This window comes from Limnothrix sp. HT2024 (assembly GCF_059138625.1).
Genome location: NZ_CM181121.1, coordinates 3,797,835 through 3,821,837, shown reverse-complemented (window position 1 = coordinate 3,821,837; position 24,003 = coordinate 3,797,835). Strand labels below are relative to the sequence as shown.

Annotated in this window: 15 protein-coding genes; 2 read left to right on the top strand and 13 right to left on the bottom strand. The window is 49.8% G+C overall.

The window, feature by feature from the left end; all coding sequences use genetic code 11:
- Positions 1 to 187: 187 nt before the first annotated feature.
- Complete coding sequence (locus tag AC2IAX_RS15580) at positions 188 to 616, bottom strand: hypothetical protein (protein ID WP_494388287.1); 429 nt, start codon at positions 614 to 616, stop codon at positions 188 to 190.
- A gap of 271 nt (positions 617 to 887) precedes the next feature.
- Between AC2IAX_RS15580 and mazG the strand changes: the two genes are divergently transcribed.
- The gene (gene mazG / locus AC2IAX_RS15575) at positions 888 to 1,745 is read left to right on the top strand and encodes a nucleoside triphosphate pyrophosphohydrolase (protein ID WP_494388286.1); all 858 of its coding nucleotides are present in this window, start codon (positions 888 to 890) and stop codon (positions 1,743 to 1,745) included.
- 228 nt (positions 1,746 to 1,973) lie between these two features.
- Positions 1,974 to 2,255, top strand: coding sequence for a hypothetical protein (locus AC2IAX_RS15570; RefSeq protein ID WP_494388285.1), 282 nt, complete (start codon positions 1,974 to 1,976; stop codon positions 2,253 to 2,255).
- A 27-nt stretch (positions 2,256 to 2,282) separates the two neighbouring features.
- On the opposite strand, the gene gshB is transcribed toward AC2IAX_RS15570, so the two are convergent.
- From gshB to AC2IAX_RS15510, 12 genes are all read right to left on the bottom strand, one after another.
- The gene (gshB, locus tag AC2IAX_RS15565; protein ID WP_494388284.1) at positions 2,283 to 3,254 is read right to left on the bottom strand and encodes a glutathione synthase; all 972 of its coding nucleotides are present in this window, start codon (positions 3,252 to 3,254) and stop codon (positions 2,283 to 2,285) included.
- 97 nt (positions 3,255 to 3,351) lie between these two features.
- A complete protein-coding gene (locus AC2IAX_RS15560; protein WP_494388283.1) occupies positions 3,352 to 8,955 on the bottom strand; it encodes a glycosyltransferase in 5,604 nt (1,867 codons plus the stop codon).
- A 192-nt stretch (positions 8,956 to 9,147) separates the two neighbouring features.
- The gene (locus tag AC2IAX_RS15555; RefSeq protein ID WP_494388282.1) at positions 9,148 to 10,302 is read right to left on the bottom strand and encodes a CmcI family methyltransferase; all 1,155 of its coding nucleotides are present in this window, start codon (positions 10,300 to 10,302) and stop codon (positions 9,148 to 9,150) included.
- Positions 10,303 to 10,424: 122 nt separating this feature from the next.
- On the bottom strand, positions 10,425 to 14,561 hold the full coding sequence (locus AC2IAX_RS15550; protein ID WP_494388281.1) for a glycosyltransferase: 4,137 nt from the start codon (positions 14,559 to 14,561) through the stop codon (positions 10,425 to 10,427).
- Between the two features lie 27 nt (positions 14,562 to 14,588).
- Positions 14,589 to 17,021, bottom strand: coding sequence for a glycosyltransferase (locus AC2IAX_RS15545; RefSeq protein WP_494388280.1), 2,433 nt, complete (start codon positions 17,019 to 17,021; stop codon positions 14,589 to 14,591).
- A 237-nt stretch (positions 17,022 to 17,258) separates the two neighbouring features.
- Positions 17,259 to 18,008 (bottom strand): cephalosporin hydroxylase family protein, encoded by a 750-nt coding sequence (locus AC2IAX_RS15540; protein WP_494390414.1) that lies wholly within the window; start codon positions 18,006 to 18,008, stop codon positions 17,259 to 17,261.
- A gap of 28 nt (positions 18,009 to 18,036) precedes the next feature.
- Positions 18,037 to 18,822, bottom strand: coding sequence for a class I SAM-dependent methyltransferase (locus AC2IAX_RS15535; protein WP_494388279.1), 786 nt, complete (start codon positions 18,820 to 18,822; stop codon positions 18,037 to 18,039).
- A gap of 6 nt (positions 18,823 to 18,828) precedes the next feature.
- Entirely contained in the window at positions 18,829 to 20,064 is a 1,236-nt protein-coding gene (locus AC2IAX_RS15530; RefSeq protein WP_494388278.1) for an NAD-dependent epimerase/dehydratase family protein, read from the bottom strand.
- Positions 20,061 to 21,086, bottom strand: a complete 1,026-nt coding sequence (locus tag AC2IAX_RS15525; protein WP_494388277.1) for an ATP-grasp domain-containing protein — start codon at positions 21,084 to 21,086, stop codon at positions 20,061 to 20,063. The genes AC2IAX_RS15530 and AC2IAX_RS15525 overlap by 4 nt, the downstream gene beginning before the upstream one ends.
- A gap of 1 nt (position 21,087) precedes the next feature.
- Entirely contained in the window at positions 21,088 to 22,209 is a 1,122-nt protein-coding gene (locus tag AC2IAX_RS15520) for a DegT/DnrJ/EryC1/StrS family aminotransferase (RefSeq protein WP_494388276.1), read from the bottom strand.
- Positions 22,206 to 23,432 carry a methyltransferase domain-containing protein gene (locus tag AC2IAX_RS15515; RefSeq protein ID WP_494388275.1) on the bottom strand — a complete coding sequence of 409 codons (1,227 nt, stop codon included), beginning with the start codon at positions 23,430 to 23,432 and terminating at the stop codon, positions 22,206 to 22,208. The genes AC2IAX_RS15520 and AC2IAX_RS15515 overlap by 4 nt, the downstream gene beginning before the upstream one ends.
- On the bottom strand, positions 23,429 to 23,992 hold the full coding sequence (locus AC2IAX_RS15510) for a dTDP-4-dehydrorhamnose 3,5-epimerase family protein (protein ID WP_494388274.1): 564 nt from the start codon (positions 23,990 to 23,992) through the stop codon (positions 23,429 to 23,431). Before AC2IAX_RS15510 ends, AC2IAX_RS15515 begins: the two co-directional genes overlap by 4 nt.
- Between the last annotated feature and the right edge of the window lie 11 nt (positions 23,993 to 24,003).

Sequence of the window (24,003 nt, the reverse complement as noted above, 5' to 3'; positions counted from 1 at the left end):
AGATCTTAGTCACAACTGCAATGCTTGATTTTGGTGCTGGTTCTGGTGCTGATACTGTGGCTAATTTCGGAACTAATCAAAGTGCTTGGAGTGACACCTAGACTGTCAGTGATCGCTGCCCTTTTCGGCCACAACAAACTGGGTGTCACCGCAATAGATTGCAATGGCAAATTGCCACGATCAAGACTTAGGGACAGCTATTCACTAAATCGGGACGGCGTTGATCAAATTCATGCCAATAATCCTGAAACGCGGCTTGTGAGCGTTCACGAGCTTGGCTCAATCGATCGGAAGAGCGCCCATGTTGCTGAATATAGGTCTTAGCGGCTTCGGCCCCTCGCAACCTGGCTTCTGCACCAGCCAGACCACAATCGCGTAATAGGGGATCAGACAACTCAGCCGCCGCATTCAAAGACCGGCGATAGTTAATGATTGCAGTATCAAAATCTCCCTGCTGCTCCGCTTGGTAGCCCGCATTTTGAGGATGCTCCACGGCGGGGCCGTAGGGCGTGGTTCCCTGGGCAGTTTCAATGGTTAGGCCGATCGAACTGGTGATCGTTAGAGTCAGGGTACTGAGACCGATCGCCCAGCGTCTCGCAAACAAAAAAAGAGCCACAAAACCTCCAATAGAAAAATTTAATTGAATCGACATTCAATTCACATTCAATTCAAATTGAATCGACATTCAATTCACATTCAATTCAAATTGAATCGACATTCAATTCACATTCAATTCACATTGAATTCATGTTCAAGACCCAGTGTTTAGGTCTTAGCACAGGATGACTTCCCAAGAGCTGGTGTATCGTCCAGCAATTTTTCGGGGCGGTAACCGTTAGGATTAGCAGTGGTTTTCTCCTTGATGCATAGCAGATGCATGGTTGCCTATGTCTTCGCTCGATCGCCCGTCTGAAATCCTGGAAGCCTTGCAGCGTTTGATCGATGTGGTAGCCCAGTTGCGCGATCCGGTGCGGGGCTGTCCTTGGGATTTGGCACAAACACCCGAAAGCCTCGTGCCTTATATCTTGGAAGAAGCTTACGAAACCGTGGCGGCAATTCGCAGCGGCGATCGCGCGGAAACGGCGGCGGAATTGGGCGATTTATTGCTTCAGGTGGTGTTGCAATCGCAACTGGCCAGCGAGGCGGGGGATTTTGATTTGGGACAGGTGGCCAACGGCATTGCTGATAAGTTGGTGCGTCGCCATCCCCACGTATTCGGTGAGGCCGAGGCCACCGATGCGGCGGCGGTGCATCGGCAGTGGGAACAGATCAAGGCGGCAGAAAAGGGGGAGCCGATCGACCAACTACCGCCCCTCAGCGCCAAGCTCGATCGCTATGTCAACCGCTTGCCGCCCCTGATGGCAGCCCTGAAGATGTCGGAAAAGGCGGCGGCAGCGGGCTTCGAGTGGGACAGCCTGGATGGGGTTTGGGAGAAGTTTCACGAGGAGTTGGCGGAACTGCAAGGGGCGATCGCCCAAGGCGACCCGGAACACCAGGCTTCGGAGTTGGGCGATTTGCTCTTCACGGTGGTGCAATTGGCCCGCTGGCAGGGCATTGATCCTTCAGCGGCGCTCCATGGAACCAATCAGCGGTTTGTGCAGCGGTTGCAAATGATGGAGGCCCTGAGCGATCGCCCCTTGGAACAGTACAGCCTTGAAACCCTGGAAGCCCTTTGGCAGAAGGCGAAGGCTCAATTGGGCCAAGGATCCGGTCAAGGGTCAAGTGCTCAACATCAGAACTTGTAATTTCCCGATTGAGTTCAAAAACTGCCCATTGGGGCCACTGCCATTCAAAAAATCTGGAGCCAAAAAATCTAAAGCCAATCTGAAGTTATGGCCGGGATCAACGGAAGCGTCATGATCAGGGCGGGCGATTCCTGAAACCCGTGGCAGCATGAGGATGTGGCCCCGATCGCGCGAAGGCGAGGCCACCCTCGCGGCCCCAAACGGGCCTCGGGGAGCTGTTTCGCCAGTGTGAGTTTCGCACTGCTCTCGGCCATGTCCTACCATGTTTCCCTCCTCGGCCCCGTCAGCGGCCAAATTCAGCACTGTTCCGACTTGGATGGTTGGGTTCCTGAACCCGGCGATCGGTGGCAAAGTTTCCGTTGGGATCGGCGAACCCTCCGTCAATTGAGCGATCCGAACCTTGGCCGACAACAGTGGCTTCAGTGGCTGGGCCACGCGGAGGCGGCCACAGCGGAAGCGGTGAAAAGCTTGATGGTGCTGGAAGGCTGGGATCGCTGCCAACACCCCTAGTCCTCCGGGGGTTGGGCCGATGAAGCCTTACTGAGCTGGAGAATTTTTGGACAACCAATCCAAGACCCGATCGCCCAAACGCACCCCATCGAGCCGATCGATCTCGCGCATTCCCGTGGGGCTGGTGACGTTCACTTCGGTTAAGTAGCCGCCGATCACATCAATGCCCACAAAGATCAACCCGTCGCGCCGGAGGGTGGGGGCCAAGGCGGCCGCAATTTCCCGATCGCGATCGGTCACGGCTGCCCGCACGGCCGCCCCGCCCACGGCCATGTTGCCGCGAAACTCACTGCCGGTGGGAACCCGATTCACCGCCCCGATCGGCTCGCCATTCAACAAAATCACCCGCTTATCGCCGGCCTTGGCTTCCGGCAAAAACTGTTGCACCATCACCGGCACTTGACCCCGCAGGGTGCTGATTTCCACTAACGAATTGAAGTTGCGATCGCCCGGCTCCAGGAACAAAATGCCCTCGCCCGCTTTGCCGCCCAAGGGTTTCAACACCGCCGCGCCCCGCCGCTCCACAAACGCCCGAATGATTTCCCGATCGCTGGTGACGATCGTTTCGGGAATCACTGAAGTGAATTGCAGGGCGTACATTTTCTCATTGGCAGCTCGAATCCCGCTGGGACGGTTGATGACCAGGGTTTTAGCCGGATTGACATAATCCAGCAGATAGGTGGTGTAAAGATAGGGCACGGTTACGGGCGGATCGGTGCGCATAAAAACCGCATCCATGGCCTCTAGAGGCTGCCACAGCGCTTCGCCCAAGCTGAACCAGTCTTCAACGGCTAACCAGCGTCCTTCGCCCAGGGTCACGGGGGCCAAGGTGACCGGCAACAACTTGGCCCAGGCTTGGGAATCCCGCACACTCAGATCCGTGGCTTGGGTGATGAAAACCTGGTGGCCCGCCAGTTGGGCCGTTTCCATCAGGGCAACACTGGTGTCGTGGGTCGGATCCAGTCGTTCGATCGGGTCAATGATAAAAGCCAGTTTCACGAGGTGCTCCCGAATGTTGATTGACGAATGGCGCTCATGAATCTTGGTTCAAGCGCAGTTATGAGTCCAGCGCGTTCGATCGCCGTTTCCAAACCACCTAGCGGGCCCCTAGCTCGCCCCGTTGCCAAGCGGCAAACAGTTGCTCAAAGGCTAGCCCCATCAGTGTTGAATAGCGGCGACTGTCAAAGAAAACCGGGTTGGCCGCCATGGCCCGCTGGATGCGATCGCTCAAGGATTGCCGCCAGTCGCGGTTTTTAGCCAACCGCACCGCCAATTGCAGATAGTCCGCCTCATCGGCCGCAATCAGCTCCGGAATGCGCAGCGATTGCAACAGGGCCGAGGCCATCCGCGATCGGAACGAAACCCCTTCCACCACCACGGGCGGCATTCCCACCAGCAACGGATCGATCGTGGAGTTCACCCCGGCAAAGGGGAACGAATCCAAATAAACATCCCCCAACTTCAGACATTCGCGAATGTCAGCAATGGTGGGCAAGGGATTCAAAATCACCAGGCGCTGCGGATCCACACCCACGGCGGCCAAGTCCGATCGAAACCGATCGATGAACGGTTGCGCGGGATAATTTTGCCCCCAATTGGGATTGAACGGATAGAGCACCAGCACCGAATCCGCCACCTGTGCCAGCAGTTTCACCCAGACCGATCGCAACTCCGGCACAATTTTGTTGAAATTGGCCCCAGACATATAAACCGTGGTTTGATCCGTGGCTCCCCAAGAAGCCCGCGAGGGTTGAATCGTCGCCGTTTGGGGCAACACGTCATAGTTAAAGGCATGGGCCGGCCCTTCAAGGGCCAACAGCTTTTCCGTGTAGCGCGCTTGGGCATCGGTCGTCTCCGTCAGCGACCCGGAAATATAGGCATCTACATGGGTCATCCCCGTGGTGACCGGTGCTGAGGTGGACATCACCTGCACTCGGGCCAGGCGCTGCACCGCCAACACCGTAATCGGATTGGTCACCATGGTGACGTTCGTGCCAATCAACAGCAGATCCAGGTCATCGGCCCGCATCCGGGCCGTCTGTTGGGCCAAGCTCCCTTGCAAATGCACGAACTGATCGGCACGGCTGGCGCAATATTGCTCCAGGGGATGGCCGGTGGCAAAGACGCTATAGAGAATGATCTCAAAGCGCGATCGATCCAGATATTCAAAGGCGGGCAGGGTGGTGAAGGTTTCCGTTTGGGGCGTGAAGTGATCCTTCAAAATCCCTACCCGCAGCTTTTGCCGCTGGGGATCCCTGGGCCCAAACCGATAATCGACCATTTCGCCCTGATCCTTCAGGGTTTTCGCAATGAGGAACGCTCGCTTGCGATAGATATCCGTTGGGCTGTCGGCGGTGAAATACAAAGGCGTGAAAGTGCCGCGATAGGCCAGCCAGCGCGCCAGTTTTTGGGAAACCTCATCTTCAGGGCGCGTTTCGTTGGTGCGATAGACCTGGTTAGTCCAGCGGGTGATGTGCTGGGCAAAGCGATCGGCATCGCCCACCTCTTGAAAATAGAGGGGGGCTTCCTGCATGTAGAGGGCATAGGCCTCTAGGAACCATTGGGGCAAGTAGATCGCGCCATATTCCAAGGGCAATTGATAGGCCCGGCAATACATCATCAGGATGATGAAGTTGCGAAGCTGGCTCAGGGTTTTGATGCCGCCCTGGAGGCTGCTGATCAGGGGTTCAATGAACGATCGCTCGTCCGCGGTCCAGGGTTCATAGCGCAAGTCCGTTTCCACCAGGGCCTTGCTCGCTTGCCCCAACCGGGCCAGGTAGGCCTCATCGAGGCGATCGAACGGAATTCGCAACCATTGTTCCGCCAATTGGCGACGGGCATTTCGCAGGCGTTTGATCGCCTTGGGATCGGTGGAACGCTGGCGATAGGCGGCCACGGCCTGTTTCACCTCATTCACCAGGGGCACAAACAGCACCACCATGGAAGCCAGAGGGGTAATCTCCCGAACTAAGGCTTGGGTCTCCTCGGTTGTGGCGGTTGTGGGCGTTGTGGCTAAGGGGGCGATCGGGGTCGGATCCGCCGGAGCGGTTGAGTCCGGGGCCTCGGGATCCATTTGCACCAGGCAGTTAATGACGGCCGAGCGGATCTCGATCGAGTCTTCACAACGGAGCGCTTCCCGCAGTTGGGCGATCGCCGTTTCCCAATCGGCCCGCTTCAGGCTCTCTTGGGCCACCCCGATCGCGTATTGGGCATAGTACTGGAGGGCACGGCGAGCCAAGCGATCGCGCCGATCGGCGGGGAGATAGGCTCGGGCCAGGTCAATGGCGCGGCGGGTGTCGGCAATGTTGGCCCCGGTGCGGGTGAGTTTGGAGGTGGTGGAGCCGTCATGCCGCCGAAACACCGCCAAGGGTTCTGGCTCAAACCACAGGCCCCAACGACTGGCTAGGCGCTGCCACATTTCCCAATCGGCCGCCGAGGCCGCCGCCGGGTCAAAGCCTCCCAATTCCTCATAGGCCGCACGACGCACCACGATCGCGGAAAATTGCACCCGTTGGCACTGGGCAATCCGATCGACCCAATCACTCACCGGCCCAGCCGTTTCCCGCTCCAGTTCAGAGGTCCAAATAATCCGCCCTTGCTGATCAATGTGGTGATGCCGACAGAGCACCATTCCCACCCGATCGCCCACCTGCTCGATCGCCCGGGTCATCCGCGCCACAAATCCCGGCAACAATCCATCATCTTGGTGCAACAGCAGCACCCATTGGCCAGACGATCGGCTTAAACAATCCTGCCAATTGCCCAGCAGTCCTCGATTGTTCGGCTGACGAGTGTACAGCACCCGATCGCCTGCCATCCGCTGCACGATCGCCCGCACATCCACCCGATCGGACGCATCATCCAGCACCTCGATCTGCATTCGATTGGCCGGCAGCGCCTGATCCAACACACTTTGCAGCGCGAGGGCAAATTGCTGCGGATCGGGGTTATAAACCGGCAGCATCACCGACCACAGGGGCCGCTCCGTTCCCGCTGATACCGGAGCCAGATGTGGCCGCTCGGATTTCAGCAGCCGATCCATATGTGTGGTCATCGCCCGAGCAATCTGTTGCGATCGGGAATGGAGCTGATCAAACCAGGGAGCCGCCACCAGCTTGTGATAAAACCGGCGAGCATCGGTTTCCAGCTCTTTTTCCGCCGAATTTAGCTGGGTCACCTGCTGGGCATGGATCCGCCGACTGGACAGGGGGCGGGAAATAAAGCCCACCTTGTACTTGGCCAACAGTCGCAACCAAAGATCCAAATCCACCAATTGCTTCAGGGCCGGATCAAAGCCACCCACGGCCAACAGAGCATCGGTACGCACCAAAACCGCGCTCGGTTCGCCAATTTTGTTAATTTGCCCCACCTTTTCCACGGGATCCACCGGATCCTGAAACAGCTTTTTCAGCTTGTCCAGCTTGGTTGGATCCGTGGGAGCCAGCAGCAGGCGCGGATCTCGCAATAGCTCCACCCCCGGCTGCACCGCCTGCAAGTGCGACCAACCATGGTGCAAATTTTCACTGCCGGCCGCCAACCGCTGGGACGCGGAATCCTGCGCCGCCGATGGATCCAGCAACAAACGCCGGGGGGCAAACACCAGGGCAATCTCCGGGTCGCTTTCCGCCAAGGCCACCATAGCCTTCAGACAGTCGCGATCGAGCAAATCATCCTGGTGTAGAAACTTCAGATACTTGCCTCGCGCAAATTCTGCACAGTGATTCCAGTTGGCCACCATGCCCGCCCGCGGCCCCGCCACCAGTTGGATGCGTTGGGGATCCTGGGCCGCTGCGGTTTGCAGTTGCTCGATCGTCCCGTCGGTGGAACCATCGTCACTGACAAACACTTCCAGGTGGGGATAGCTCTGCTGGAGCGCACTGGCCAGGGCTTCATCGATGTAGCGCCGTCCGTTATAGGTGGGAATGGCGATCGTGACGAGGGGCTGTTGGCTATGGATGGTTTGGGCCTGCAACCGTTCGTAGTCTCGGCGAAATCCCGGGCGATCGAGCAGACCGGCCAGAGCGGGACTATAGCAAAGGTCATAGCGCAACTGGAGATCCCACTTGGTTTCCAGAATCCGCAATGCCTCCTGGCGCTGGGTTTCCGGATCCGTGAGCTGATGTTGCCAAGCGAAGGGATGGTGCTGGCGCAGGCGCGATTCGGGCACAAAGATATGGCGATAACCGGCCGATCGCAACTTCAAGCAGAAATCCAAATCCGCCGCAAAAATGCCCAACCGTGGATCCACACCGCCCACCCGCGCCCAGGTCGATCGGCGGCAACACATCCCCGTCCAGCGAACGGCCGAAACGTTATTGGCCAGGTCTATGTGGGCTAAGTTGGCGTAGTTAGACACCTTGGTGTCCAAGCCCTGATAAAGACAAAGCCCCTCAGGATTGAGGCCCAAGGTCAGGCCCGCCTGTTCAATGTGCTGCTCTGGATCCAACACCATGGGGCCAGCCACGCCAATGCGCGATCGCTGGGCCTGTTCCACCAGCCGGGTTAACCAGGCGGTTCCCATCGGCTCCATGCTGTCTTCTAAAAACACCAGATAATCACCCCGGGCCTGTTGCGCCGCGTGATTGGCAGCAGCGGCCCAATTGAAATCCTCACCGGGCAAGACCCGCAGCCGATCGGTGCCTAACTGGGTTTGCCACCGTTGCAGCACCTGCAAGAGGCCCGGCTCCGGTTGGGTGGTTCCCAACACCGCCAGCAACTCATAGGGGCCATAGTCCGTGTGACGAACAATTCCGTTCAGGCAGAGATCGAGATCGGCGGGGCCATTACCCACAAAGATCAAAATGGAAACCAATTTGCGCTCAGCAATTTGGTAGCGCATTCGGTAGTGGCCTGGCCGTTTGGCGATGGTTTCCACTTGCCCCGGTTCCCCGCGCCGCTCGATCGCCTCCCGCAAAGCCTTTTGCGCCGCCTCGTAGGCATAGGGCTTGGCTTCGGTGGAACCCGCCGCCGACCCGGAGTGAATCCGCCAGTGATAGAGCACTCGGGGAACGTGATAGACCCGATCGGTCTGCTCCGTAAATCGCAGGGCCAAGTCATAGTCTTGGCTGCCCTCAAACCCCGCCCGAAACCCGCTCACCTGGGTCAGGATCGATCGCCGGTAAACGGTCAAGTGGCAGATATACATCCGCGTCAAAAACGAGTCGGGACACCAGGCCGGCTTACAGGTGGGTTCCGACAAAATCCCCTTTTCGTCGATTTTGTCCTCGTCGGTGTAGATCATGTCCGCATCGGGATGCAGTTGCAGCAGCGAGACCACCTCAAATAGGGCATCCGGCGTGAGCAAATCGTCATGATCCAGCAGAGCAACATATTCACCCGTCGCGATCTCTAGAGCGGAGTTGGAGGCGCGGGAAATATGACCGTTTTCGGGGCGGAAGGCGACTTTAATTCGCGGATCGCGCCGTTGATATTGCTCAAGCAGCGGCCGCATGTGGGGGGCGGTGGAACAGTCGTCCGCGATGCACAATTCCCAGTCTGGATAGACCTGAGCCAGCACTGACTCGATCGCCTCAATCAGCAGTTGCTCCGGTGTGTTGTAGGTGGGCATCACAATGCTGATGGTCGGCCGGTAGCGGAATCCTTGCCGCACCGTGGTGGCCATGCGATCGAGGTCGGCAGCGTTGGGCCGGTTCGCGATCGACCATTGGTGGTAGGTGCGCGGCGGGGAATTGTCGGCCATCGGAGTTGCGGGCTGGTTTAGGGTTTTGGGGCGATCGAGTGGAGAATAACGGTTTTCTGGAGCAGTTCCAACCCAGATCAACGGAGCAGGGCCCCGAATTAATCTAGCAGTCGAATCACCGCTTCCACCTGCACCCAAAGATCTTCGGGGTTCGCCACCATTCGGGCGAATCAACGACTATTCATCCAGCCGCTAACGCCGCTGCCATGCTTCTAAAGCGGCGGTTACCACCGGAGTTAGCCAGTCAGGTAACTGAGGATAGATTTGCTCCCAAACTGAGCGATCGACCGCTGGAATTGGATAGGCCATGGCCACCAATGCCGTCCGGATGGCCGATTCGGGTTCCGGCAGACCACTGCAATATTCCACAAAATCTTGTAAAAATTCCCAATCCGAAGGCAGAATTGGCCGCTTGGAAAAATGACTAGCAATCAGCCGCTGATAGAGTTGGCCTTTACGGGTATGCCAGGCCGTTTCCAACTCCGTTGCTGGAGTCTCGTACCACTGTTGGGAATATTGAGCACGGGCATTGCTCAGTTCTGCCAAAGCTCCCCGATGTTCAGGCGATCGCTCGTAAAGATCCAAGCAGCTATCCACCCAGTTCAACCAAAACTCATCCCATTCTGGCAACCCCGGTTCTCCCAGTTCGCGCGGCGGGAATGAGGGAGCGATCGCCCCGGCGGCCGTCCGTTTGCGAAGGAACCCATTCAGGCACCAGGTCATATTCCGTTCGTAGAAGTCACAGAAATAGGTGTCAATGTCGTATTCATCCCCACAAACCATCAGAAATTCTTCCAAGGCCTGCAACGGTTTCCCGGCACTGAGACTATCTTCCACAATCACATAATCGCCCTGCTCAAGCCAGCGATGGAAAAACTCCAACACCGCAATGGTCGTTCCGTAGGAGTGATCCGCATCCTCAATCACCAACCAAGGGTGCGGTAGGCTGGCCAACCAGTCCGGCGAAAGGGTTTGCCCCAAGTCTCGGCCATCGCCTGCCAAAAAGGTCACCCTTGGATGGCTCACATCGGTCACGGGGTTGATGTCGATCGAGTAGATCTGCCCATCAATTCCAAAATTATTCAGGTGATCTCCCAACCAGAGGGCACTTCCCCCGGCGAAGGAACCAATTTCAAAAATAGTGCGCGGCTTTAGCTCCCAGAGCAGCAGGGAATAGAGTGCCCAGTCAAAGGGATTTTTGATTGTCTGAATGCCCCGATAGCTGTAGTTGCGAGCGGCCATCTCGATCGCAACAGCGTCGCTACCGGTCAAAAAGGAGGTTTGGATGGGGCGCACTGAATCCCAGGGGCGATCGCGCCAGTGGCAAAACCGGCTCGCATCATTCATTAGCCCAGAATTTGGGTCTGAGGCTGACGGTGTAGCAGGCTCTGCCTGATCGCCGGCCCCCGATTCGGAGCCAGCGACCTTCGTTAATTCAGGTAATTGAGGACTACCAGCCTCTATGTTCCCTAGGAAGTCATTTTTTTTTGAGCCTCTGACTCAAATACCGCCGCGTACAGCGGGAACAGCCAACCGGGCAAGCGGGTTGCCGCATCCTTCACCTGCATTTGTCCCGGCGCGTAGTACATCATTACGCCCAAGAACGCATTCAAACTACCGGGTTGATCGAAACCACGCGCTACCGTCTCCGCCAGCTTCACCAACAGTTCCCGCTCCCCATCCGTCAACGGCTCCCGTTGGAATCCCGATTTCAGATACATGCCATAACGGCGGCCCAGTTCACTATTGAACGCAGCCTCCAGTTGAGACGTGGGAACCGTCAACCAAAACTCCGCCACCCGTTGTCGTAATTGGCGCAGTTCCGCCACCGTTTCCCCATCTTCCGGGTCAATTTCGTAGAGATTGGAGCAACCCAAGAAGCGGTTCAGAAACACCATGTCCTCGGCTAAATTGGGAGGCTGGCTCACGGAGGGTGGAGCAGCAGCCGGTGCAGCCATGGGGACAGTTGGTTGCGGTGACGGCACTAAGGGAGCAGATGTCGCTTGGCCCGCTTCAAAAATTCGCTGATAGTCCGGTAGCAACCAAGCCGGTAAACGATTGGCTGCATCCCGTACCTGCATTTTGCCCGGCGGCAGATACATCATGATGGCCAACAGCGCATTCAGCCCCGGGTAGCGATCGATTCCCTGACTGACCAGACCCGTCAACTCCTGCACAACGGACTCCTCTTCGGGGCGCAGGGGATAGCTTTGATAGCCACTGTCAAGCAATGCCAAGTAGCGGCGGCCAAACTCACTCCTATAGAGGGATTCCAGCTCCTCGAAAGGGGTTTGGGCCCAAATTTGCCCCACCTGTTGGCGAATTAGTCGCAGCTCTTCCGCGATCGAGGTTTCCTCGGGGTCAATGTAGTAGAGATTGGCACAACCTAACAACCGATTCAGGAAGGTCATGTCCTGATGAAGTGGCACGGTTGCTGAGGTTGGCGGGGCAGTTGGTGCCGGGGTTGCGACTGGCTGGGGTGGGGCGATCGGCTGTGGCGCATGGGCAGCTCCCGAAGACCCATGAGGCTCAAAGACCGATTGATAATCTGACAGCAACCAAGCCGGAAGCTTTGCTGGGGCCTGGTCAACCTTCATCTTGCCAGCGGGGAGATACAGCATCACTCCCAAAAATGCCTGCAATCCAACCGGATGCCGGACGGTATGCTGACTCACTTGATTAGTGAGAGATTGAAGGTAGTTGGCTTCTTCATCCGTGAGGGGTTGGGATTGGAAGCCGCTGTGCAGTAAAGCACGATAGGCCTGGCCCACAGAGCCTTGATACAGGGCTGGGAGTTGTTCCGCTGGCGCAGCCTTCCAGAACTCAGCAGTCTGGCGGCGCAGTTCCCGCAGGAGGTTAATCGTGCTTTGATCGTTGGGGTCGAGGCCGTAGACCCGTACAACGTTCGTGAGGCGATCGCACAGCCACTGGGTGTAGGGATCGGTGGCAGGGGAGGTGGGAATGGAAAGGGCCATAGGGCTGCTGAGTTCGGCTTTTCGGCGCAATAGCTCCTCGAATTTTAGTTCGAGTTGGTCAATCGATCGCTCAATGTCAAATTTGGCAAAGGCTGCTGCTTGTCCCGTGGCGGCCAAGCGTGCCCAACGTTCCAGATCCTGCGGCAAACTGATCAACGATTGAGCCAGGGCGATCGCATCGCCGGCCGGAAAAGTAAGTCCGCTGACTTCATGCTCAACAATTTCTGCAGCTCCTCCTGTGCCACTGGTCACTACAGTTAGCCCAGCAGCCATTGCTTCGACCTGAGAAATTCCAAAGGGTTCTTCCCATATTGAGGGAAATACAAGTACGTTGCAATTGTGATATAGATCACGCAGTTCCTCGCGCGATAGCCGGCCGATCAGCCGAACACGATTCTCTAGGTGAAACGCACTGATGAAGTTATGGATTTGATTTTGATACTCAGCATTGATGCAATCTCCTGCAATGGTGCAGTCGAAATCAATTCCTAACTCCTGCAGTATTTTTGCAGCCTCAACAAGTGTGTGTGCTCCTTTGATTGGGATCACAAGACTGGCATAGGCAATCTTTAGCTTGTCATGCTTTGGCAAATCAAGGGCGCAGAATTCATTGACAACTGCTCCCGGATAGATAGTTGAAATATTCTGTCTGACACCCTGTTGAATCAGTAGATTGCGCGTATATCTACTATTGGCAGCAATACAGTAGATGGGGCTTTCAACTAAACTTTCAAACGAATACCCCAAATGAGGAAAGCCCAAATGATGGACAATGGGTACGTTAAGGCTCAGCAGTTGATCAATAATTGCTTTTCCCAAAAAATCGATATTACCAACTAAGCAAACATCGGGGTTAAAGCATCTAACTGTCTCATTAATAGATTCAGAGTTTTCCTGGATAATTTCAACAATTCTCTGAGTGTCGGGTAGTGTTAAGGGCGGTTGAGTTTCATAAGTCCCCCAAAGTTTTAATGCACGATTAATATTTGGTTCATGACCGGCTACAGAACTAAGATAAGAGACCTTAGTGGTAAGAACATGAATATTATGGCCGCGTCTTTGTAAACCACTGGCAAAATCAGCAATTGAGCGACCATAACCACCCAGCTCTTGGGGGGGATAAAGATTAGTTATGATTAAAATTTTGAATTGCTTTTCTGTTAATGCAGAGATGAGAGACGAATTGCTGCGATAAACATTGGGTTTTGCTTTAACCATTTGAAGCATTTCTAGGGTGTCGTAAACTTCTCTTACTTGCTGATCACTAGCAATGAGTAAATACTCAAATTGTATGACACTGAGTCGGCGTAACATCTCTTCCTTAGTTAGTTTATCTGGGTTTACAACATACCATTGCCACTTTTTTCCTTTTAGGTTGTCTAGATTGATAATTTCAACGCGATCAATTGCTTGGCAGTATTTTAGCCATTGATCAGTTGTATCACTTGGAGGCTGTCGAATTATGCGTTTTGCTCTTAACCGAGGCAGATCAATTACATCAGTAATGAGCTTCGGATCAATCTCTGAGTCAAAAAGGATTTCAAGCTCCAAGGAATAAAGGTGTGCCTCTTGAAGAACTTCATAGCTTCTGATACGGGTATCAAGTGATAACCCAAGATACTCCAGATTTTGAAAAAATTGGTTTTTAAAAGATAAAGCTTGAGTTCGCAAGTCGGAGTCAAGACGATACAAAGGCTCAATTTCCCGAGTTTCTAGGTAATGCAACAAACGTTGAATATTCCGTTCAGGGCTATAATTCGCCCAGTAATGCTCATAGCCTGCTTGAGCGATCATTTTAGCTTCATGGGGATGATTCAGATAGTACTGTAACTTCATTTCTAGGTCTGCTTCATCAGAAAAAGTGACCAAGTGCTTGCCGTCTTCAAAGAGCATTAGTAATCCAGATTCGACGCTGAGGCGATCAGTGAGCAAGAAGCCACCTGCAGCTAGAACTTCAAATACGCGAAAGTTAAGATCGCCATTAAGACTAATATTCAAGGAAATAATTGATTGATTATAAAAATAGGCAGCTTGAACTTGATCAGCTTGAGTGATGACAATGGGGTATTGCTTCTCAATAAGACGGTCAAGCAAGTATTTGCGATAGGGATGAAATCTACCAACACTACCGACAAAGACAATTGAATACTGAGCAGTTAGCTGTGGTTTTAAGTTGTGAGGGTTGGTATTAAATCCAGGAAGCCAGATCACATTTTGAAAGCCTGCTTCCACAAAGTAATGAAGATGATGACGATCATGCTCTGATGAGATGACATCAAAGCCTTCATCCAAGGCATACTGAAGTAGCTTACGAATGGGACTGGTTTGGTGATGACTATCTCCAGCCAGCAAAACGGACGTGAGCGAGCAGTTTTTTAACCCACGTGGAAAGCATCTCCCTGTCGAGTCAGCCTTAACTAGTACCAAGCTTTTTTCTTGGCTGCTTTCGACGTGATCAATGATAGAAGAAAGTGGAAAGTCGCCAGCGGGTGTCTGCCTCGTATATCCTTGCGGCTCGGAGCTGTCAAAATCAGGGCCAGCAACTAATTCCCGATCTAAAATGATTTTAGGTCGATAGATTGATCTATTAGCTTGCAAAAATATATAGGCTTTTTTGAAATTTGAGTTCATGATTTCACTATTCAGCTCAATGAGGTATTATAAATCGGGAGAGAGCATCAAGTTTAACTCATTGGGACGTTCAAAAACCTTTTCAATTCGGTAAGAATTTTCCTGAAGAAACACAATTAGTGATTTTAAATTGATGTCCTGGACTTCTACAAAAATGTGCGGACGATCTCGCTGAATCAGACTTTTTGCACCGTTCACTACACTAATCTCACCACCATCTACATCAATTTTCATGAAGTCAACTTTGGTGTAGAAAGTCTCACTGTCTAACGAAACTTGTTGAACAGATTCACCGAAGAATTGAGCGTTCTTTTCCGAATCACCAACTGCTTTATGAGATATAGAGTATAGTGTTTTGTCGCCAGGTGATTGATTAAGTGCAAGGTTCAAAGTCGTGTACTTTACACTTTGAGAAGAGGCATCGAAGATGTATAGCTGCTTGGGTCGAAGCTTTTTCAGGTAAAAACACGAGTGAGAGCCGACAAGCGAGCCGACTTCCACAATTCCTTGAACCGGAGGCTTATCAGAAAAGTAATTTTGAATATAATCAAGTTCATCGGATTCACAGAAAACACCATCAAGGTAGCGAATACTTGCATCCAGAGCTTGTCCGTTGAATGCGGTTAAGTGGAATTTGAAAGTTGAATCCCAAGCTGACACATTGGCGATTGTATCCTTAGAAACTAGGCGTTTTGCCAGTTCTAAGCAGCTATGTAGTCTTGGGTCGCTGGCATTCAATACACCAGAGGATGCCAAAAAGAAGGCATCAAGATGCTTCTGGGATGTCAAGTAAGACAAAGAGCTGATCCAGTAGCAGTTGCCGTTGGCAGGATTCCTGGAAATTCCTTGGAAAGCCTGGTTGAGCGCTGTGTCATAGTCGCGACAAACCCAAGCAAGAAAAGCCAGCTTAAAGTTATACTCTTCACTGCCTAGTTCGGGAAAACTCTGAACTGCTGTGAAATGGTTGCTTTTTCGCAGAAGCTCAAAGATCTCATCGAATATGCTAAATAGTCCTTGAGACACTGCAAGCTCTACTAGCTCTTTTTGTAGCAAGAAGATATCTTTTTCATCTGCGCTTGCAGATGAGGCAGTTGCCAAACGAGTTTCGAGGAATTGATTGAGTTGGACTGCTTGATGATACCTAGCCTCAAGGATTGGAAGGATATCATCTCGAGAATCAACATCTGGATCGACTACTCCTTGACTCAAGGAAGAGGCTCGCGCTTTTTTGGACAGGATTTCAGAAACTTTGCTTGGATCAACATGGGGCCGACTATTGATATTCATAATGCTGATTTTCCCAGTCACAATCTTAGAGAGTAGATTAACTGCATCAAAGATATTTTCGATGCCTAGGTTACGACAGTTTAAGACTATGCCGGTTGGATGACTCGGATCGCCCATCCAACAGCTTTGATTCTCCAATGTAGGTACTTGGCTGGCTTGAGGTGGAAACTGAAAAAGCTCTGGAGGTAGATTCAGAGCCTGGATCATATACTGAGCAAGGTTTAAAAGATAGTCATATTTCTGGGGATCATCATTGAGCCGATTTAATATATTGTTCTGAATGGCACCAGCCAAATTCACCTCTATTGATAACTCAAAGGGAAAATAGGTTTGCTTTGCCCACAAGAAATCGCTGGCAATTATGATGGAATTCGTCCTATCGGCATTATGAGGAAGTTTTAGGATAGGATGAAGGACTTTTGCAGATTCCTCTGACCGCCAATACTGTGCAGCCCTAGATCGGGCGTTTGTGGTTGCTGACAGATTGCTAGATCCTGAGATGCCTGACAGTGTGAACGGTTGACCGCTTTTTATGAAACTTTTGCAGAAGAATGCGTTGACAGCACCCGAGAAAACATCAGGGCAGAAGCAATTGGGAGAGTAGTAAAGTCCATCGTTTTTGTGTTTTATATCATCAATAAAATGACGGGAGACAAACGAGTTGTAAAGCATTGGTAAGTGCTCATAAGAGATCAAATATTGATAAGCACCTTTCAATAGTCCATAGCTATCTACCCAAGAAACCTGATTGTCAAATGATACATATAGGGAGTTTTGCTGCTGGGGAGCATTTGGCCAAAAGTAGGGCCACCGATACCAGGAAATGATTTCAGGAGCATAACTGGCAATAAGCTTTTTACAGTTTGATAGGGCATTGGGTACCATTCCGTCGTCGTCGCCCATGACTGTGACATACTGGCCCAAGGCTTTAGACAGGGCCATCTCCCAATTTTCCGTCATGGAAAGGCGCTGTTCTGACCGGAAATATTTTATCCGACGATCTTGAAAAGACTGAGCCACCGCGGCTGTCGCTGCACTGCTGCAGTTGTCCATGATGACTAACTCAAAGTCAGTAAAGCTCTGAGATAGAATAGTTCGCATTGCATGATGGAGCGTCTGGTGGCGCTCTCGGGTCGGAATGATAATAGAGAAAAAAGGCTTATTGGTTTCCATGAAGTGGTCAGTAGTTGCTAATAAGAGATATGTTGGCTAGGTGATTATTGGTATTTTTCGCTCCTAGAGCAACCAGCTCAACTTAGGTTTATCCATATCTTGATTTTAGATTGGTTTTCGGCTGATTTGATTCAATCAGAACTTGAGTTTTCCTATTGAAAGGCAAGCCTCAACTTCTGTCTATCAACTCTACAGCTAATCGAAGAAAGCAGCTTGGATCAAGGCGCAGCACAGAAACTAATATTTGCGCTTTAAATATCCATCTGGAGCAACGGTGATAAGGAGCTTATTTTGAATGGATTGATCAATTTCAAATTCAGGATGCGTTTCGAGGTATTTCCAGACAGCAGTTTTGGGGTTGTTTCCGGATCCCCAAGGACGATCGCCAAACATATCGTCAGGCAGGTCTTCGATTAAGGTATCAAATACCACGCAATAACTACCTACAGAGGTCAAAGGAGCATAGGCTTCTAACTCTGCCAGCACATGATCATGAGTATGATTACTGTCTAGACATATTAAGATCTTTTGCTTACCTGTCGCTTTTGCCTTTACCCGCTCAATCACTTCAGGCGCAATACTTGATCCTTGGAGCATCGAAATACGCTTAAACATCGGATGGGCTTCAATGGCTTCACGGTTGTGAGGTCGAATATCAATATCTAAACCCAGCACTTCCGCATCTTGACAACCACCACAAATTGCATTCAACTCCAACATCGAAGCTGAAAAAATCAATGATCCACCGTGAGCAATACCAGTTTCAATGATTAGATCTGGTTGAACTTTCCAGATCAGTTCCTGCATCGCTATCATATCCTGCGGATATTGGATAATGGGGCGACCAAGCCAAGAAAAGTTGTATGTATAGCCATTGCGGTTCGTCTCGCGCGACCATATTCGAGACATAGCTTGAATATCTTTGTCCGCCCCAAGGTTCACAATATTGGCTTCAACTTGAGACTTAAAACTGTCTAATGGATTCACTGAGCTTACTTCTGTTTGCATGAGTTAATCACTTTGTAACACAAGCATAAATAATATTGCAATCTTCAGGGTGTTGTTTACCTAGTTCATAGGAAGCACGGCAGAATTCTGCTTTCCAGTCTTTTTGATCACCTCCAACTCTCCCCCAACCAAATCCACCTTCTTCCCATAGTCCATTTTTTAAGAACCAATTCATTTGAGGAGTGGAAAGCGATTTGTAAAAAACACCGCCAGTGGAATTTATATTAAGCCCAGCTTTCTCAATATCAGTACAAAGAGTTGTCAGAGAATAAGATCGGCGGTGCCCTGCAACTTGGATGTCGAAAGGGGAAAGCTCTTCGCAGTGGGTCAAAGTTCCCATTAATACTGCTAGTCTTCGATTGACAGCTAGCGCATTAGGTACATGGACAAGTAATATGCCATCGTTACTAAGCAAACTTGCCGCTTTCTGTAAAACTTCAATTGGATCTACTACATGCTCAAGAATGTTAAGCATTGTGATAGTATCGAATCTCTGACTAGTTTCAAATTCTTCAATCAAGCCTTCATAAAATTCTGCACTTGGTAGGTGTTTTTTAGCCAATGCTAGGTGTTGACTAGAAGCATCTAGTCCAACAACTGTTTTAAAGGCTGGTGTCAAAAGTGAAGTCAGAGTACCGTCACCGCATGGCATATCTAATAGGCTGTCACCACGAGCATGTTCTAAGCAGGCTTTTGCTTGGTAATACCCTAAAATGCCATTGTAATCAGCAAACATTTTAGATCTAGCCCACGTAAATTCTTCTTGAAGTTCTTTTTCTCTTTTAGTATCCATTTTTCCTTAGTTAGTAGAAATTTGATGTAGAAGAGACTGCAAACCTTTGTCGAAAGATATTCTAGGCTTCCAATCCAACTCAATACTGGCTCGTCCGTAATTCATGGCAATTGACGCAACTTCTGTATTTACCTCTATTTGCTCAATTGGACTAGAACTATCTAGCTCATCTCTGATCATTTCAGCAATTTCCAATGTTGAACTTAATTGTCCAGTACCTATATTAAGATTACCAATAAATTTAGATTCGATGGTCGCAATAATCGATGATACAAAGTCATGAATGTGGAGTAGATCTAGTTTTGGATCTCCATTTATATAGTGGTGGGTAACTATTTTTTGTCCTTCACTCGCTTTTTTAAAGAAATTAAATATGAACTTAGGTTTATCGGACATTGAGCCATAAACTGGACTAGAGCGTAAAATAGCACAACGTAAACGACGAGTAATGCGGCAATGCTCTATTAATATTTCTGACAGATATTTTGTTTCTCCATAAGGACCACGGGGTAATGCTGGTGTAGACTCATCAGCATGAATCGTACCAACATATCCAGAATAAATTTCCCAGCTTGATGGATAAATCAGGGGTATATCTTTCGCAAGACATACATCAATGACATTACGTAACATTGTTAGAGTTTGCCCCATAGCAGCGTTAGAAGTATAAACTCTAGGATTTGCTAGGTGAATAATACAATCAATATTTTCCTCACTGGCCAATAGGTCAAGCTTTGTACTGCCAGCAAGAACATCAAGTTGCTCACGAGTTGGGCATATTAGCCTAAATTCACTATTAGCTAAAGCACTTTGCAAAGCAGTACCGATAAATCCACCACCGCCAGTAATTAGGATGTTTTTGTACTTGTTGTGCTTTTCTCTTTTAATATCTAATTCTAAAGCGTGACGGACTGCATTGAGTGGATCAAGCTTAATTTCTGCTTCGCCAGTGGCTTCCTGAACTTGGTGCAAAGCTTGGTCAAAAGAAATTTTTTCTAAATTTGTGATAATACCAACGGCTATGGCATTACTCCTAGATATGCCGTAGTCACAACAAACTACAGTAAGTTTATTTTGTGAAATCAAATCAATCGCTTGATGAATTTTATTTAAGATTGCATTGCTATTATTTCCAGCTTTATCTACAAGATCTCGAACGTCAACAACATTAATATCTGTAACGTCCTGAACAGCATTAAAAGCAGCCGTGCCTAGAAGTGGTGTAATCCAACGTATTGTCATCTCAAGACCTCTTCTGAAACATATTTCTCGGTTAAACTACGCAAATACCAACCAGTCTGAACTGACGGTCTTTGTGGTTCAATTTGCAAAGCCAAATAACGAAGCATTGCATCAACTTCATTAAAACCAGCCATGGCTCTAAGGTATGTTGATGCTGAGAATCTTGGATTGATTTCAAATGGCATAAGTTGCCCATTTTTAACTCTCGCTTGGATGTTTATGGGGCCAGTGCTATTAAGTGATTTGGCTATACTTTCTGCTTGCTTACACAGACTTGGATATTCGCCTATATATCCTTGGGAATAGCCACTGGAGATGATACCGCCACGCCCTCGATAAGCAATTGACAACTTCGCGCTTAGTTCTCGCTTTAGAGCGATTGAGCCAACAACTTTTTGATTAGGGAGTGATAAAACACCAATAGTAAATTCACCTTCGTCGCCATCAATATATTCTTGAGCAATAGGTTCGCTACCATTACGTTTAATAAACTCAGCATAGACCATTGCTTCCTCAGCACTAACTGCAAAGAATACAGAGACACTCCCACCTGTTCCTGTTGAAGGTTTAATGATACATGGTAGTCCAACATAATCTAAATCTGATTCGTTTCGTATTGCAATAGTTTTAGGGATGTCAATACCTAATTCAGACAATTTACAAAAAGTCAACTTCTTATTGGAGCAAACTGATATTAAATCAGATGAGTTGGCAACTACATGAACATTGGCCGCAGCAAACATTTCTCTCTCTTGTCCTAAGATCATCATTGGCTGTTCGCCACCGGGGATTAGCCATTTTATTCCAGCGTCGATACATATATCCAAAACGTTTTCTGCATAGTCTTCAGGGGATATGTGATAAGTGCCCAAAAAGCCATCTTCATACATTCCATAGGCAGTTGCAGAGATGTCACACCCGAACACATCGTATATTCCGGCTAATTTGAGAGATTTATAGATTTCTGTGCCGAGGGAAGCTCCTCCAATGCCAGCAATCATCACTTTAATTGATCGATTCATTTCAATTAACTTTTTGCTGATAAAGTCTATTTACTATTTCTTGAGCTATTCGTTTAATATTTTGATCGCTCAGATCATGATAACTGGGCAAGTTAATTGCTCTAGTGGGAATATTCCATGAATTGATATTCATTTCCTTACTCTCAAACATCGATAAGCTTGAGAGAGGATGAAAAAAAACTCTCGCATCTATATTTTCTGACTGGAAAAGAGATTGTAACTGTTCGCGAGTAATGCCAGTTTGTTTATCAAACACAACTGTCGGCATCCATGCTCCAATGATTATTCCTTCAGGCTCAGGATTCATCGACACGCCATCAAGACAGTCAAGGTGATCTTTATAGAATTTTAGAATCTCACGTTTTCTCCTGATCAATTCATCAATACGTTGCATTTGACCATAACCGATCGCAGCCTGGACATTCGACATTTTATGCTTAAAACCAATCATATCTGACCAGAACTGTTTAGTTTGCCCTCTTGCTCGTCCGTGATTAGAAAGAGTTAATAACGTTTCATATAGATTCGCATCATTAGTAACAAACATTCCCCCTTCACCAGTCGTAAGAGTCTTTGTTCCATGAAAAGAAAAAGCGCCAAATTTACCCATGCTGCCGGCCCGCTTGCCGTGGTAAACAGATCCAATCGCTTCTGCTGCATCCTCAATGATTGGGATATTATACTTTTTCCCAATCGCTAGCAGGCGATCCATATCGCATAGATTACCATACAAATGTACAGCTATGATTGCCTTAGTGCGTGGGGTGATCGCAGCTTCTGCCAAATCAGGATTGATACACCAACTATCGGGCAAAATATCCACAAATATAGGCTTGGCTCCAAGATGAACGATCGGGGCAGCCGTCGCGATCCAGTTGGTATCCGCCATGATCACTTCATCGCCTTGACCAATACCTAAAGCTGCCATACCCATATGCAGCGCACCTGTGCAGCTAGAAGTTGCGATGGCGTACTGGACACCTAAATGTTTCTTGAATGCCTCTTCAAAGCGTTCAATGTATTCATAACAGCGGTCGCCCCAGCCATTTCGAGCTGCATCAGTTGCATACTCTACCTCTAATTCGGTTATTGATGGCTTAGCGTAGTAAATCTTAGGCTTCATGAAATTTCCAACCTAGGCATTAGCAAAATAAAATTACCACTCCAGTGCCTTATATAGCTCAACTGATTGACAATTTCTGTCTTGAGATTCCACGGCAAAACACAAATATAATTCGGTTTTTCCTGCTTTAAACAAGTCTCGTCAACAATTGCAATACGGCTACCCGGCATAAATTTACCCTGCTTTCCTGAACTGCGGTCAACCACAAATGAGATCAGGTCAGATCGAATTCCCGCATAATTCAATAACGTGTTTCCCTTGGCCGCCGCCCCATAGGCTGCTACAATCTTACCCTCTCTCTTTGCTTTCAGTAAGAAAGCTAGAAAATCATCTTTAACACGATTTACCTTTTCCTGAAAACCAGCGTAATAGGCAACGGTTAATAAACCCCGATCTAACTCCCTTTGGAGCAAAGCATCAACATTAGGTGAAGTCGCATAGGGATTGACATCCCGACGTTGGGCAAACACACGTAAGCTTCCACCATGAGTTGGAATTTCCTCCACATCCAAAATTTCTAAGCCATTGGCCGCAAAAATGCGATGAACCGCCGTCAATGATAGGTAGGAATAATGCTCATGGTAGATAGTATCGAACTGCCGTTGCTCAATGAGATTGAGAAGATGGGGAAACTCAAAGGTAGCAACCCCACTAGGTTTTAATAACTTAGAAACTCCCAAAACAAAATCATTAATATCCGGTACATGCGCCAAAACATTGTTGGCTATTACTAGGTCAGCTCGACCCCGCTCAGAAGTTAGCCGATCTGCTAGATCAGCCCCAAAGAACTCCTCAATAATTGTCAGCCCCTTAGTCCGGGCCGCCTGTGCAGTGCTCGCTGTTGGCTCCACGCCATAACAGGGAATCCCTCGCTCTTGAACGTATTGCAAAAGATATCCGTCATTGGCAGCTAACTCAACGACCAAACTACCAGCATTGAGTTCAAATCGGTCAACTACAGCTTCCACGTATTGCTTGGCATGGGCAAGCCAGCTACTCGAAACTGAACTGAAGTAGGCATAGTCTTCGTTGAACAGCTCTTCTCGCCCTGCATAGTCTTCGGTTTGTACTAACCAGCAACCCGTACAAACCAAGACACGGAGCGGATACCACTTTTCAGGCTTCTTCAAGTCCGCCTCAGTCAAATAGGCATTGGATGGCGGTGCAGTCCCCAAATCAATCAAGGGAACAGTCAGTTCCGCACCGCAGTGGCGACACTTCATAGGTTCACCCCCGTGAAACAATCATCTAGCCAAGGATGACCAGTATCCCGCTGCGACAGATCTGTTATCTCCAACGGCCAAATGATACCAACTTGCCGATCTAGCGGAGAAATTCCCCGTTCAGCAGAAGGCTCATAGTTGGCACTGTGAAGGTAAAGCATTTCGCAATCGTTGGTCAGAGTCTGGAAGCCGTGGGCAAAGCCTCGGGGAATAGCCAATATTTTCCCATTATCCTGGCTCAAAAATTCACCATGCCACTGCAAAAACGTTGATGATTCAGCCCTGAGATCCACAGCCACATCAAAAACCTCGCCCCGTAGGCAGGTCACAACCTTTGTCTCAGCATAGGGTGGAAGTTGGTAGTGCATTCCCCGCACGGTTCCTGACCTACGAGTTAATGTGTGGTTAATCTGTTGTATATCGCCATCTATCCCGAGCCGGAGGAACGCATCTCGACAAAATAATCGCTCTAGAAAGCCTCGCTCGTCACAGATAGGACAACGCTCTAGAAGCATCAACCCTGAAAGGGGCAAAGACTGTACGTGGAAGCGATCACTCATCTTGCATATCT

Coding starts and splice junctions, on each gene's coding strand:
- AC2IAX_RS15515 (WP_494388275.1), bottom strand. CDS start 23,432: ATGAAGTGTCGCCACTGCGGTGCGGAACTGACTGTTCCCTTGATTGAT.
- AC2IAX_RS15520 (WP_494388276.1), bottom strand. CDS start 22,209: ATGAAGCCTAAGATTTACTACGCTAAGCCATCAATAACCGAATTAGAG.
- AC2IAX_RS15545 (WP_494388280.1), bottom strand. CDS start 17,021: ATGGAAACCAATAAGCCTTTTTTCTCTATTATCATTCCGACCCGAGAG.
- AC2IAX_RS15555 (WP_494388282.1), bottom strand. CDS start 10,302: ATGAATGATGCGAGCCGGTTTTGCCACTGGCGCGATCGCCCCTGGGAT.
- AC2IAX_RS15525 (WP_494388277.1), bottom strand. CDS start 21,086: ATGAATCGATCAATTAAAGTGATGATTGCTGGCATTGGAGGAGCTTCC.
- AC2IAX_RS15510 (WP_494388274.1), bottom strand. CDS start 23,992: ATGAGTGATCGCTTCCACGTACAGTCTTTGCCCCTTTCAGGGTTGATG.
- AC2IAX_RS15550 (WP_494388281.1), bottom strand. CDS start 14,561: ATGAACTCAAATTTCAAAAAAGCCTATATATTTTTGCAAGCTAATAGA.
- AC2IAX_RS15530 (WP_494388278.1), bottom strand. CDS start 20,064: ATGACAATACGTTGGATTACACCACTTCTAGGCACGGCTGCTTTTAAT.
- AC2IAX_RS15560 (WP_494388283.1), bottom strand. CDS start 8,955: ATGGCCGACAATTCCCCGCCGCGCACCTACCACCAATGGTCGATCGCG.
- mazG (WP_494388286.1), top strand. CDS start 888: ATGTCTTCGCTCGATCGCCCGTCTGAAATCCTGGAAGCCTTGCAGCGT.
- AC2IAX_RS15535 (WP_494388279.1), bottom strand. CDS start 18,822: ATGGATACTAAAAGAGAAAAAGAACTTCAAGAAGAATTTACGTGGGCT.